We start from the raw sequence: 13,254 nt of genomic DNA, 5'->3' as shown, positions 1-13,254 counted from the left end.
CTTTTAAAGACCGGCGGCTCATTATGGCAATTTGGCATATTCTTCCGCCAGGGCGTCGTAAATAGGGCGAAAGCGTTTTTGAATCAGCAACGGTTGCCCTTCACGCGCGGCCATTACGCCAGAAAGCAAGATACACGTCTGTTTAAAAAGGAAAATTTTAAATTCTTCGTCCGTCATTGCCGGCTTTGCGGTCAGCGTGGGTTCTTTTGATAAGGCTTTTAACGGCGTGAAGAGTTTATGAATAGTGTCTTTATTCTTCACCCGGCAGGAAAAAATGACCGCATTTGGGGCAAATAAGCGTGATATTTTTACGCATTTTGCGGCTGCTTTGCTCGGTAATAAAAGCGCAATGCGGGCAGGTGACTTTAACTGATGTGTCACTAAACATCTTAAGGGCATCAAAGATAGACATATCTTGTACCTGATAGATGTGTGGGCAATTAGTATACACCTAAGGCAGCGCTAAAACCGATTTATCTTCCTCTGCTGGGAAAGTTGGATATAGGAGCACGGCATCATTGCCGCGCTATTTCTCAGGCTGCGCAAACAGGGCGGTAAATAATTGGCGATACAGCCGTTGCAGCTCATCACCGCTGTCGCCGCGCGCCTGGCGAATGCGCCGGCGCAACAGGGTGCCGTCGCACAACACCGCCATCAGTTCCCCGCGCGCGGCGATCTGATCGTCCGGCAGCCAGGGATAGTGGGTCTTCATCAGCGTGCGACCTTCCTGCATCATGCGTTCATCGGCGCGCAGCAGTATCTCGGCGATACGTGGGTTGCGGACCGCTTCAGCACTGATTTCCAACAGTAAGGCTTCGTCGTCTTCCAGCAACTGCGAATCTTCCTGTGGGGATGAGAACATTGAGCCGGCTGTGGACAGCGCCTGCGCCAAGCGCTCCAGATCGTGGTTGATGTCCAGCATCAGGTTGACGCGCCGAAACACGATGCGTTGGACGATCTCCGCGACAATATCTTCTTTATTATGAAAACAGCGGTAGATTTGGCCGGCGCCTAACTTCGAAAGGCGCGCAATATCGGCAATGGAGGCGCCGCGCAGCCCCTGATGCTGAAAGCAGATACGTGCTGATTCGATGATCAGATTGCGGCGTGCTTCCAGGCGGGATTCTCGGGTGTTTTTATCGCTCATGAGGGAAAATGCCAGTGGTGATTGTTGGAAAGCGTGAATGGCGCCTGCGGTTGCCGGCACCATTCACCGATGTGTTGCGCTACGGTTTCCAGCCGCCGCCCAATACTTTATACAGCGTGATCTTCTGGGTCAATGAACTCAACTGGGTAGCGATCTCAGTCTGCTGCGCCTGATACAACGAACGTTGAGCCACCAACAGGTTCAGGTAGTTGTCCACGCCCTGGCGGTAACGCAACTGCGCAATATCATAATAGCGCTGGTTGGCCGCAGTATCTTGTTCACGCGCACTCAGCTCATCCTGATAGGTGGCCTGGCCCGCCAACGCATCGGAGACTTCCCTGAATGCCTGCTGAATCGCTTTCTCGTAGTTGGCGATCTCGATGCGTTTGGACACCTCGGCCACCTCCAGATTAGCGCGGTTTTTACCGCCATCGAAAATGGGCACGCTGATGCTGGGAACAAACGACCAGGCGGCGGTGCCCCCTTCAAGCAGATGGCCCAGGCTATCGGAGGCGGAGCCGCCAGACGCCGTCAGGCTGATGCTGGGGAAGAAGGCGGCGCGCGCCGCGCCGATATTGGCATTGGCCGCCTTGAGCGTATGCTCGGCCGCCACGATGTCTGGCCGCCGGGCCAGCAGATCGGAGGGCAGGCCGGCCGGCAGCGCCGGCAAGCGCCAGTCTCGGTTCAGGCCGGCGTTGTTCACCAGCACGTTTGGCACATCGGTGCCCAGTAACAGGCGCAGCGCGTTGATATCCTGGCGTACCTGACGGCTGTATTTGGCCACATCGGCCACCGCGCTTTTCAGTGCGGTTTCCGCCTGCGCCAGATCCTGTTCAGTGCTGGCACCGTGATCGTAACTCAGCTTGGTCAAGTTATAGGAGTTTTGCTGGCTTTCGGCGGTCTGGCGCGCCAAGTGGAGCAGATCGTTATCGGCGCTCAGCGTCAGGTAGCTGGTGGCGACATCCGCCACCAAGCTGATCTGCGTGGCGCGCGAGGTTGCTTCGGTCGCCAGGTAGGTTTCCAGTGCCTGATCGCGCAGGCTCCTTACCCGGCCAAAGAAGTCCAGCTCCCAGGATGTTACCCCTAGATTGGCCTCGTATTGCTGATAGGTGGCAGGGCCGGTGGACTTGGTGGAGTACAGATTGCCCGGCAGGTGCGTGGACGTGAGGCTGGCGCCGGCATCTATCGTCGGCAGCAGCGCGGCCCGCTGGATGCCGTATTGGGCGCGGGCGCTCTCAACGTTAAGCGCGGCGACTTTCAGATCGCGGTTGTTGGCTAACGCGAGCTGAATCAGCTGGTGGAGAGCCGGATCGGCAAAGAACTGTTGCCAACCGATAGCTTCCGCCGTGGCGGCCGCGCCGCCGGCTTCTTGCCACTGGTTAGGCACCGGCATCGCCGGCTGGTCATAGTGGGGCTGCAGGTTGCAGCCCGCCAGAGCCAGAACCAACAGCGCCGGCGCTAATCTGTGCAGTTTATGATTCATCATGCAGGTGGGGTTATTTATCTTCATGCTGCTTTCCGTTATCGGGTGCTGCGAGGGTTTTCACCTGGCGACGGTTGAACAACCGAACCACCACCACGTAAAACATCGGGACGAAAAAGATTGCCAGGAAGGTGGCGGTCAACATACCGCCGACCACGGCGGTGCCGATGGAGTGCTGGCTGCCGGCGCCGGCGCCGCTGGCAATCGCTAACGGCAGCACGCCCAGAACGAACGCCATCGATGTCATGATGATCGGGCGAATACGCAGCCGCGCTGCCTCAATCGCGGCCTGCACGATATCTTTGCCTTCCCGCTCATGCAGCTCTTTGGCGAATTCAACGATCAGAATGGCGTTCTTGGCCGCCAGCCCCACGGTGGTCAGCAGCCCCACCTGGAAGAAGACATCGTTGGAAAGCCCGCGCATCAATACGGCGGCGATGGTGCCCAATACCCCCAAGGGGATGACCAAGAGCACCGAGAACGGAATCGACCAGCTTTCATACAGTGCGGCCAGGCACAGGAACACCACCAGGATCGACAGCGTATAGAGTGCCACGGTTTGTGAACCGGCGGTTTGTTCTTCATAAGACAGGCCGTGCCATTGGATCTGGAAGCCGTCGGGCAGTTTGGCGGTGATCTCGTTAATCGCTTTTACCGCATCGCCAGAACTGTAACCCTCCGCCGGCGCCCCCATGATATTCACCGATTCCACACCGTTGAAACGTTCATAGCGTGGGGAGCCGTAGGTCCATTCGCCGCTGCCGAAGGAGGCGAATGGCACCATCTGGCCGCTGCTGTTGCGGAAATACCACTGGTTTAAATCTTCCGGCGTAACCCGCGATGCGGCCCGGCCTTGCAGATAGACTTTTTTAACACGGTCCTGATAGATGAACTGGTTGACGTAGCTGGAGCCCCAGGCGGTAGACAGGGTGTCATTGATGTCTTCCAGGCTTAGCCCCAACGCGCGGGCGCGTTCATCGTCGATGTTCAATTTATACTGCGGTTCATCGCTCATCCCGTTGTGGCGCACCATGCTCAGGCGAGGATCCTGATTTGCCAGTGACAGGAACTGGTTCATCGCTGCCACCAGGGCGGTATGGCCCTTCGCGGAGGTGTCCTGCAGGTAGAAATCGAAACCGGTGGCGTTACCCAGTTCCATCACCGCCGGCGGCACCAGAGCAAACGCGACGCCGTCTTTCAACGTGGCGAACCGCTGCATGGCGCGCCCGGCCAGGGCCTGCACGCTCTGTTGCGCGCTGCTGCGCTCACTCCAGTCTTTCAGGCGCACGAAGGCCATTGCGCTGTTTTGCCCACGGCCAGAGAAGCTGAAACCATTGGCGGCGAATACCGAACTGACGGTATCTTTTTCTTCGGTCAGCAGGTAGTGGGTCATCTCGCTCAACACCTGCTGGGTGCGCGCCGCTGACGAATTCGCCGGCAAGGTGACCTGCATCATCATCGTGCCCTGATCCTCATCAGGCAGGAAGGTGGTCGGCACGCGGGTAAATAGGTAGCCGGTTGCCGCGACGATAAGCACATAGATCAACAGAAACAGCCGGCGTTTGCTGATCATCGCGTTTACGCCGCGCGTATAGTGCAGCGTGCCGTTGTCGAACTTGCGGTTAAACCAGCCGGCGAAACCGGTGGTGGCATGTTCGCCCGCGCTGGGCTTGAGCAGGGTGGCGCACAGCGCCGGGGTGAATATCAACGCCATCAGTACCGAAAGCACCATCGCCGAGACAATGGTGATGGAGAACTGCCGGTAGATGATCCCGGTCGAGCCGCCGAAGAACGCCATTGGCACCAATACTGCCGATAGCACCATGGCGATACCGAACAGCGCGCCCTGGATTTGCTCCATCGACTTGATGGTGGCTTCTTTCGGCGGCAGCTTCTCCTCGTGCATCACACGCTCAACGTTTTCCACCACGACGATGGCGTCATCCACCAACAGGCCGATCGCCAGCACCATACCGAACATGGTTAAGGTGTTGATCGAATAGCCGAAGGCATACAGCAGGCCAAAGGTGCCGAGCAGTACGACGGGCACCACCAGGGTGGTCACCAGCGTGGCGCGCAGGTTCTGCAGGAACAGCAGCATGACGCAGAATACCAGCACAATGGCTTCAAACAGGGTCTTGACCACTTCGTGGATAGACGCGCTGACCACCGGCGAAGTGTCGTAGGGGAATTCTACGCTCACGCCGGCAGGCAGCGACGATTTCAGGTTGTCGACGGTGGCACGCACGGCATTGACGGTATCCAGCACGTTGGCGCCGCTGGCCAGGCGCAAAGCCATACCGGAAGACGGCTTGCCGTTAAAGGTGGAAGATATGCTGTAATCTTCTGGCCCCAGATCAATATTGGCCACGTCTTTGAGCCGCACTTGCGAACCGTCGCTGTTGACCTTCAGCAGAATGTTTTGGAACTGCTCAGCGTTTTCCAGGCGGGTTTTGCCGATGATGGTGGCGCTGAGTTTGGCGCCCTCGACCGTTGGCAGGCCACCCAGCTTACCGGAGGATATCTGCACGTTCTGTTGCGAAATGGCCGTGCTGACATCGCTTGGGATCAGCGAATATTTATACAGTTTGGCCGGATCCAGCCAAATGCGCATCGCGTATTCCGAGCCCATCACCATAAAATCGCCAACCCCTTTGGTACGGGCGATGGGATCTTCCAGGCGAGAAACCAGCAGGTTGCTGAGATCGGAATCACTGAGCTTGCCGTCTTCGGAAATCAGGCTGACGACCAGCATAAAGTTGGCCTGATACTTCGCCACCCGGATACCCTGTTGGGTAACTTCCGAAGGCAACTGCGATTCCGCCAGCGAGACTTTATTCTGCACCTGTACCTGGGCGATATCCGGATCGGTGCCTTGCTCGAAGGTGGCGATAATGGTGGCGCTGCCGTCGCTGTTGCTCTGCGACTCGATGTAACGCAGGTTATCGATACCGTTCAACTGCTGTTCAATCACCTGCACCACGGTTTTTTGCGTGGTTTCGGCGCTGGCGCCGGGGTAGGTCACCGAAACCGAAATGGCCGGCGGCGCGATATTGGGGTATTGGTTGATCGACAGGTTAACAATAGACAACCCGCCGGCCAACATGATCACCAGCGCGATAACCCAAGCGAAAATGGGGCGCTCGATAAAAAACTTCGACATGACAGGCTCCCTATTGTGCCGATGGATCGGTCATGGACAGTGACACTGTCGATGCGGCCACCGTATTCGCGCTGCGTTCATTCGGCGTGACTTTTACGCCGGCGCGCACTTTAAGCAGCCCGGAAACCGCCACTTTTTCCCCAGCGTTCAGGCCGCTGATAATTTGCCATTGGCCATCGTGCATTTCGCCGGTGGTGACGCTGCGTTGCTCGATGGTGTTATCGGCCTTGACGACGTACACGTAAGGATGGCCTTTGGTGTCGTGGCTGACGGCCTCCTGCGGCACCAGGATGCCTTGTTTCTGCACCCCTTGTTTCAGCAACGCATGGACGAACATCCCCGGCAACAGCTCACGATCTGGGTTAGGGAAGGTTGCGCGCATGGTGACCGAGCCTGTGCCCTGATCGACCGTGACTTCAGCGAACTCCAAGCGGCCTTCATGCGGATAGCTGCTGCCGTCTTCCAGCGTGAGCTGCACGGCGGCTTCATGATTGTTGAGCGCGCTCAACTGGCCCTGCGCCAGCGCTCTGCGCAGGCGCAGCATGTTTTGCGAAGACTCTGTGATATCCACATAGATGGGATCCAGTTGAGAGATACTGGTGAGGTTGCTGGTCTGGCCGCTGGTAACCAGCGCCCCTTCGGTAAACTGCGAACGGCCAATGCGGCCGCTTATCGGAGCGCGCACCTTGGTGTATTCCAGATTGATGCGTGCCGATTCCACATCCGCTTTGGCCTGCGCGGCGGTTGATACGGCATCGTCGTAGGTTTGTTCACTCACCGCATGGGCAGCGGCCAGCGGTTTGTAGCGCTTAACCACCGCCTGCGCGTTGGTCAGGGTAGCTAAGGCTTTGTTGTAGGCGGCCTGATAGGTGGCAGGATCGATCTGATAAAGCTGTTGGCCTTCTTTAACTTCCGACCCTTCCGTGAACAGCCGCTTTTGGATCACACCGTTGACCTGTGGCCGAACTTCCGCGCTACGTACGGCCACGGTGCGGCCGGGCAGTTGGCTGGTGATGGTGATGGGTTGGGCATGTAATGTGACGACATCAATCTGTGGTGCGGATGCACTCTGGCTGGCGCTCGTTGCCGAGCGATCGCAGGCGGTGAGCATGAGACTGATACAAATTACCGATAAAGTGTGGCGCATAGCATTAATTTTTCCCGATGCAATTAATGAGAATTGGTATTCTCAAAAATTATGCGGGAACGAGAATTTCTTTGTTATAAGAAGGGAGTAAGTAATTCGTTGGCTAATGTTACATATCTTTTCAAGGGAAGTGTGACGGAGTTAACTTGCTTGGCGCGGGGCGGGGCGGAGAATACGAGATAGCGGGTTACTCGCAGTATCCGTCATAATGATGCGATTGTGCATCAGCCCGTGGGGGGCAGTTTGGTTATCGAAAATTATTGTACGCTAAGACAGTTTTTTGTACTTTCGACGATGCCGGGATTAGGCTTGTAGAGCCGTTATTTGAACGCGCTGATGATTTTGAAGCGTAACGGGCATCCGACGAAGGGATGTAGATATCATAACCAGGATGATTAGGTAGTCATGATGACAATTATTAAACGAATATTTGTGTGGTTATGCCGTCAATTATTTTCGCTGTATGGTCCTCCGCTTTGTATCATCATATTCGCATTGCTACAGAGATATTTTTTCCCTGACAGCCCTATTTGGCCTGTCGGTTTGTTCGTTATATTCATAGTATTTATATTTGCTCGTTACGTGAAAGGCTAAATACTTGGCAATCACTGATCGATAAAACCTGTATGATTACGCCAAAGACTCACAAGGATATTCGTGAGATCGTTTGTGTAACGATGGGTTCTGTGTAAATATGTAAGTTTATAAAATGGATAATTAACTAAGGGATTTTGTTATGTACTATAGTGAAGCAATTATCAGTAAAATGGCGAGTGATAAAATCCTTGCCGGAAAGCTGGCGGATGCTCTTTCAGGTGTCAAAGAACAGGTTATCGAGCAAGCGAGCAGAATTCAGGATGGTGCCACTCGAATGCTATATTATATGTCATGCTTCACTGATAATTATCAGGATGTTTGCTCCAGGTTAAAAAGTGAGGATACGCGTTTTTTTGAAGCATTTTATCAATTAGTTAAAGATCGTAGGGTAATTTCAGAACTTATCCATATTTACGTTGAGTTACTTTTAAAAAACAGAACTCAGCAACAATTAGAATACATCAACCGCTTGTTAATGAAAATGAGTGTAAATATATCAACTAGTTCTTTAACTACTCAGTCATTCTCCCTGGGGGTTACTATGGCAATATGCCTTGGTTCTAATGTTAGTACTGGAATTGTCAGAAAGGTTGGTAAGGTCTCAGGCCTTTCAGTCGCAGCTATAGCCCTTTACGGTTACATTCCGGAAGCAGTTGAAAGTGCTGAACGATTACGGCTTATGTGTCCTGCATATTACCAAGCGTTGTATATGCGAAAGTTAGAAATGATGTATTTTCTGGTTGAACCTACGTTCATGAAAGCGCGTTCTTTCAAGGTAACTCCTTCATCAGACGAAGATATTGTTAATGCAATAGCACGTATGGTGAGGTAGAAGATATGGTTAAGTGTCTAAGAAAGTGGCTCAAAGAGCAGTTGTCTTTTTTTGTTTGGACGTATATTCCAATAATACTGACTGTAATCTTTGGTGTTTTTATGGCTCATTATTTTCCTGATATAGCAATGCAGACTATAGCGATATTTTTTATATTAATGCTAATTGCTGTTTTTTGTTTTTATCGATAATCTTAAAAGGATATTGAAAATGTCGACTCCAGATCATATTTGGTTAACAGATGAAAATGGATCACCTGTAGTTGGTGAGTACTTAATGCCGACACAGTTAGGTCCAATTGAATTAAAATCGATTATAGCCTTGACGAGTTAACTGATTATATCAGGGGGAAGTGCGGTGTTTAAAAGTCTGATAGCGCTTCTATTAGAAAGTGTATTACTTCCATTGCTCATATTCGCTTTAGCCTCATTATGGCTCTACTTATTCCCTGAGTATTGGTGGGGGCTAATGTTTGTCACCGTTATTGCTTTAATTTGGTTTTTTCCTCGCATTACGGAAAAGTTTGAAAAGTTCAAATGAAAAAGGAGATTAAATGTCAAATCCAGCATATCTTTGGTTAACCGATACTAATGGTTCCCCCGTTGTTGGTGGTTCGTTAGTGGCCGATCGTATTGGAGCAATAGAACTGAAGTCATTTACACATAACGTCTGTATACCTACAGATAGTAGTACTGGTCGTCTTACTGGAACCAGAGTGCATGCACCAATAATGTTTCAAAAAGAATTTGATCGCGTGACGCCGATCTTATATAAGACATTGAGTGAAGGTGCAACATTAAAATCCGCCACGATCAAGATGTATTCTGTTTCAGAAGCAGGTCTGGAAACTGAATACTTTAATATTATTCTTGATAATGTGAAAATAACATCAATCACCCCCGACTTATATCCTGGAGCAGCATCAGGCACTCACTTGGAAACTATTCTTCTGCGTTATGAAAGCATTACCTGGAAGCATTGCGATGGTAATATCATTTATAAAGATAGCTGGAATCACAGAATTACGGCATAAGTAATAAAAAAGGCTTTCTGGCAGCCCTTGCATAAAACCGTTCGGCTGAATGGAGTGCAAGCTCACCTGCAAAATCCCTGTTCCATTGAGCGTCAGCACCTAATCCCGGTGAGCGCATGGCGCGCCCACCGGGGTGGCTATTAGTTAAGGTCGAAACGGTCCAGATCCATGACTTTGCTCCAGGCTGCAACGAAGTCATTGATAAACTTCTGCTTGCCGTCGTTGCTGGCGTAAACTTCCGCCAGGGCGCGTAGTACGGCGTTGGAGCCAAAGACCAGGTCCGCCCGGGTAGCAGTGTATTTTATCTCGCCGCTTTTACGATCGCGCCCTTCGAACAGTTCCGCAGTGCTATCCACAGGCTTCCATTCGGTGCGTATGTCCAGCAGATGGCTAAAGAAATCATTGCTGAGCACGCCCACGCGGTCGGTAAATACGCCATGTTGGCTGCCATCGAAGTTGGTACCGAGTACACGCAGGCCACCGATCAGAGCGGTCAGTTCCGGTGCGGTCAGCGTCAGCTGCTGCGCCTTATCAATCAGCAGCGTTTCAGTTGACGATCCGTCCTGAACGCGCCGGTAGTTACGGAAACCATCGGCGAGCGGTTCCAGCAGCGCGAACGATTCAACATCGGTCTGATCCTGGCGCGCATCGACCCGGCCAGGGGAGAAGGGCACATGCACCTGAACGCCTGCCGCTGCGGCCGCCTGCTCAATACCCACTACGCCAGCCAGCACGATAACGTCGGCCAGCGACGCTTTGCCGGATGCCTGCTGGATCGCTTGCAGCTTCGGCAATGCACTGGTGGCGATAGCGTTGACTTCCCATTGTTTCTGCGGCGCCAGCGCCAACCGCGCGCCATTCGCCCCGCCGCGCTTGTCGCCGCCGCGGAAGGTGGAGGCCGAAGCCCAGGCGGCGGAAACCAGTTCGCTGACGGACAACCCCGATTCGGCAATGGCCATTTTCAGGCTGGCGATATCAGTTGGCGTTGGATTATGTACTGGCGTTGGCAGCGGATCCTGCCACAGCAGATCTTCTTTCGGCACTTCCGGGCCCAGGTAGCGCGCTTTCGGCCCCATATCGCGGTGGGTCAATTTGAACCAGGCGCGGGCAAAGGCTTCATTGAACGACTGTGGGTCATTGAGGAAGCGGCGTGAAATCCGTTCGAATTCAGGATCAAAAAGCAGCGTCAGATCGGTAACCAGCATCGTCGGTTTGCGCTTTTTCGCCGGATTGAACGGATCGGGGATGATTTCCGGCGCATCGGCTGCCTCATACTGAATCGCACCGGCCGGGCTGCGCGTTTGCACCCACTGATATTTGAACAGGTTTTCGAAGAAGTAGTTGCTCCACTGGGTGGGCGTTTGCGACCAGACCACTTCCAGGCCCGATGTGATCGCATCGGCGCCAGCGCCGCTGCCGTAGCTGTTGGCCCAACCCAGGCCTTGCGCTTCCAGCGGTGCCGCTTCCGGTTCAGGGCCAACGTGCTCGTCGGTGGCCGCGCCGTGGGTTTTCCCCAGAGTGTGGCCGCCGGCGATCAGCGCGACGATTTCTTCATCGTTCATGCCCATGTTGCCGAAGGTCGCGCGAATCGCCGGCGCGGCCGAGGCCGGATCGCCACTGGCGTTAGGGCCTTCCGGGTTAACATAGATCAGCCCCATTTCGGTGGCGCCCATCGGGCGGTTGGCCAGGCTTTCTGGGTGGCGATGCGCCAGCCAGGCTTTTTCGCCGCCCCAGTCGACGTCCAGATCGGGTTCCCATACGTCTTCCCGGCCGGCAGCAAAGCCAAAAGTGCGGAAACCGGAGTTTTCCAACGCAACGTTACCGGCCAGAATGAACAGATCCGCCCAGGATATTTTCTGGCCGTATTTCTGTTTGATTGGCCACAGCAGGCGGCGGGCTTTATCCAGGCTAACGTTGTCGGGCCATGAGTTGAGCGGGGCGAAGCGTTGCTGACCGCGGCCAGAACCACCGCGGCCGTCTACCGTGCGGTAGGTGCCGGCGCTGTGCCAGGCCATCCGGATAAACAGGCCGATATAGCTGCCCCAGTCGGCCGGCCACCAGTCTTGTGAATCGGTCAGCAGGGTTTTGATATCGCCTTTCAGCGCGAAGTAGTCGAGCTTGCTAAATTCGTCGCGATAGTTGAAGTTTTCGCCTAAAGGATTGGAACGGTTGGAATGTTGGTTTAGCAGATCTACGCGTAACTGGTTCGGCCACCAGTCGCGGTTGGTGGTGCCGCTGCCAGCGCTCTGTTGGGAGGCGCTTTGGTGGAAGGGGCATTTTGCAACAGATGAGTCTGTTTGCGTATCGGTTGGATTGCTCATTGCGGGCTCCGTGTGCTTCCTATGAATGCCACTACAGTATCTGTTGTTTATGATAAGAGAAACTTGAATCAACCTACGGATTCGATAGTTATTACCTTTTTTAATTGGCGGGAAGCACAGGGGAGATATTGCAGGAATGCACCGCTGCGAATTCAGCATGCATTCCCGCTACAGGATAAAGTTTACGGTTAGCTGCCCCAGCGGCTTCTAAGGTAGCTGACGGCTTCCTGGGTCTGCGGCTGGTTGAGATAATTCTCTCTGAATAAAATCGTGCCTTTAATTTGCGGCATGGATTCGTTCAGATCGAGCTGTTTTTTCAGCTCCGGCACACCGCCATTGATCGTCCAGTCCGGCTCATTCTTCGAAGGCTCACCCACTTTGTACAGGGCGATACCAATATAAAGGCGGGTGTTGGTGGTTTTCACCACATCCGCCCACCAGTTTGCCAGCACATCATAACGCGCCGCGCTGCGTGAGAACGGCCAATACAACTGCGGGGCAACGTAATCCAGCAGCCCCTGTTGCACCCAGCGGCGCGTATCAGCATAAGATTCATCATAGGCGGCTGCGCCGCGCGTTTCAGAACCTGCCGGATCGTGCGAACGGTTGCGCCATACGCCGGCAGGGCTGACGCCGAATTCCACGTTGGGCTTCAACTGTTTGATGGTATGCGAAACCTGTTCAATCAGCTGTTGCGTGTTGTGCCGCCGCCAGTCGGCTTTTGAGCTGAAGCCCTGACCATATTTATTGAAGGTTTGGCTGTCGTTGAGGGCCGAACCCGGTGATTCGGTATAGAAGTAGTCATCAAACTGCACGCCATCAATAGGATAATGGGTAACTACCTCGGCCACGATACTGGTGATCCAATCGCGCACCTCAGGAATGCCGGGATCAAGCACAAAGCGCTCACCCGCCGTGCGCACCCAGTCGCGATGCAGAACAAACACGCTGGCCGGGTTCTGCACCAAAGTGCGGTTCAGTTCGGCAACGGTTTTCGGTTTGGTATTGACCGATACGCGATAAGGATTAAACCAGGCATGGACCTTCATGCCGCGTTTGTGTGCCTCATCCAACATAAACTGCAGCGGATCGTAACCCGGATCCTGGCCGATATTGCCGGTTAGCATATCTGACCACGGCAAAATTTTAGAGGGCCAGAGCGCGGTAGCGTCGGGTTTGACCTGGAAGAACACGGTATTGATGCCGACGCTTTTCAGTTTATCCAGCTTGTTGATCAGCGCTTGCTGCTGCTGGCTGATGCGAACGGCGCTGCTGCTGGCGTTAACGGATGCCACCGGCGGCCAATCGAGGCGGGAAACGGTGGTCAGCCAAATACCGCGCACTGGCTGTTGGCTTTGCGGCTGTTGCGGCAGCGACGGCTTGGCCACCGGCGGCGGGGTGACAAGAGATGCTGGCGGTTTAGAGGAACAGCCCGCAAGCAAAAGTAGCGCCGTGACGACCAGTGCGCCTGGCGTGATAATGGCCGTTAAACGGGGAGAACGGGCGATGATAAACTCCGGTGCTTTCTGCT

General features: G+C 54.0%; 10 protein-coding genes. 2 read left to right on the top strand and 8 right to left on the bottom strand.

Annotated elements, in window-relative coordinates:
- Positions 1-21 precede the first annotated feature (21 nt).
- From ACN28Q_RS24385 to ACN28Q_RS24360, 6 genes are all read right to left on the bottom strand, one after another.
- Positions 22-261 (bottom strand): hypothetical protein, encoded by a 240-nt coding sequence (locus tag ACN28Q_RS24385; protein ID WP_121525511.1) that lies wholly within the window; start codon positions 259-261, stop codon positions 22-24.
- Complete coding sequence (locus tag ACN28Q_RS24380; RefSeq protein WP_230469554.1) at positions 251-388, bottom strand: YnfU family zinc-binding protein; 138 nt, start codon at positions 386-388, stop codon at positions 251-253. Before ACN28Q_RS24380 ends, ACN28Q_RS24385 begins: the two co-directional genes overlap by 11 nt.
- 138 nt (positions 389-526) lie before the next feature.
- Positions 527-1,147, bottom strand: coding sequence for a TetR/AcrR family transcriptional regulator (locus tag ACN28Q_RS24375; RefSeq protein WP_165907068.1), 621 nt, complete (start codon positions 1,145-1,147; stop codon positions 527-529).
- Positions 1,148-1,226: 79 nt separating this feature from the next.
- Entirely contained in the window at positions 1,227-2,630 is a 1,404-nt protein-coding gene (locus ACN28Q_RS24370) for an efflux transporter outer membrane subunit (protein ID WP_095849190.1), read from the bottom strand.
- 13 nt (positions 2,631-2,643) lie between these two features.
- Complete coding sequence (locus tag ACN28Q_RS24365; protein ID WP_095848699.1) at positions 2,644-5,793, bottom strand: efflux RND transporter permease subunit; 3,150 nt, start codon at positions 5,791-5,793, stop codon at positions 2,644-2,646.
- Between the two features lie 10 nt (positions 5,794-5,803).
- Positions 5,804-6,940, bottom strand: coding sequence for an efflux RND transporter periplasmic adaptor subunit (locus tag ACN28Q_RS24360; protein ID WP_095848698.1), 1,137 nt, complete (start codon positions 6,938-6,940; stop codon positions 5,804-5,806).
- A 736-nt stretch (positions 6,941-7,676) separates the two neighbouring features.
- Here ACN28Q_RS24360 and ACN28Q_RS24355 point away from each other — a divergent pair.
- Together ACN28Q_RS24355 and ACN28Q_RS24350 are read left to right on the top strand one after the other, a co-directional pair.
- Positions 7,677-8,369: a hypothetical protein gene (locus ACN28Q_RS24355; RefSeq protein WP_095848696.1), complete on the top strand. Its 693-nt coding sequence runs from the start codon at positions 7,677-7,679 to the stop codon at positions 8,367-8,369.
- A 553-nt stretch (positions 8,370-8,922) separates the two neighbouring features.
- A complete protein-coding gene (locus ACN28Q_RS24350) occupies positions 8,923-9,402 on the top strand; it encodes an Hcp family type VI secretion system effector (protein WP_095848694.1) in 480 nt (159 codons plus the stop codon).
- A 140-nt stretch (positions 9,403-9,542) separates the two neighbouring features.
- On the opposite strand, the gene katG is transcribed toward ACN28Q_RS24350, so the two are convergent.
- Together katG and ACN28Q_RS24340 are read right to left on the bottom strand one after the other, a co-directional pair.
- On the bottom strand, positions 9,543-11,723 hold the full coding sequence (gene katG / locus ACN28Q_RS24345) for a catalase/peroxidase HPI (protein ID WP_095848693.1): 2,181 nt from the start codon (positions 11,721-11,723) through the stop codon (positions 9,543-9,545).
- Between the two features lie 188 nt (positions 11,724-11,911).
- A complete protein-coding gene (locus tag ACN28Q_RS24340) occupies positions 11,912-13,234 on the bottom strand; it encodes a glycoside hydrolase family 10-like protein (RefSeq protein WP_230469555.1) in 1,323 nt (440 codons plus the stop codon).
- Positions 13,235-13,254 lie beyond the last annotated feature (20 nt).

Source organism: Gibbsiella quercinecans (genome assembly GCF_002291425.1).
Taxonomy (GTDB): Bacteria; Pseudomonadota; Gammaproteobacteria; order Enterobacterales; family Enterobacteriaceae; genus Gibbsiella; species Gibbsiella quercinecans.
This window is presented reverse-complemented; position numbering and strand designations above follow the sequence as displayed.

Coding starts and splice junctions, on each gene's coding strand:
- ACN28Q_RS24380 (WP_230469554.1), bottom strand. CDS start 388: ATGTTTAGTGACACATCAGTTAAAGTCACCTGCCCGCATTGCGCTTTT.
- ACN28Q_RS24360 (WP_095848698.1), bottom strand. CDS start 6,940: ATGCGCCACACTTTATCGGTAATTTGTATCAGTCTCATGCTCACCGCC.
- ACN28Q_RS24365 (WP_095848699.1), bottom strand. CDS start 5,793: ATGTCGAAGTTTTTTATCGAGCGCCCCATTTTCGCTTGGGTTATCGCG.
- ACN28Q_RS24355 (WP_095848696.1), top strand. CDS start 7,677: ATGTACTATAGTGAAGCAATTATCAGTAAAATGGCGAGTGATAAAATC.
- ACN28Q_RS24375 (WP_165907068.1), bottom strand. CDS start 1,147: ATGAGCGATAAAAACACCCGAGAATCCCGCCTGGAAGCACGCCGCAAT.
- katG (WP_095848693.1), bottom strand. CDS start 11,723: ATGAGCAATCCAACCGATACGCAAACAGACTCATCTGTTGCAAAATGC.
- ACN28Q_RS24350 (WP_095848694.1), top strand. CDS start 8,923: ATGTCAAATCCAGCATATCTTTGGTTAACCGATACTAATGGTTCCCCC.
- ACN28Q_RS24370 (WP_095849190.1), bottom strand. CDS start 2,630: ATGAATCATAAACTGCACAGATTAGCGCCGGCGCTGTTGGTTCTGGCT.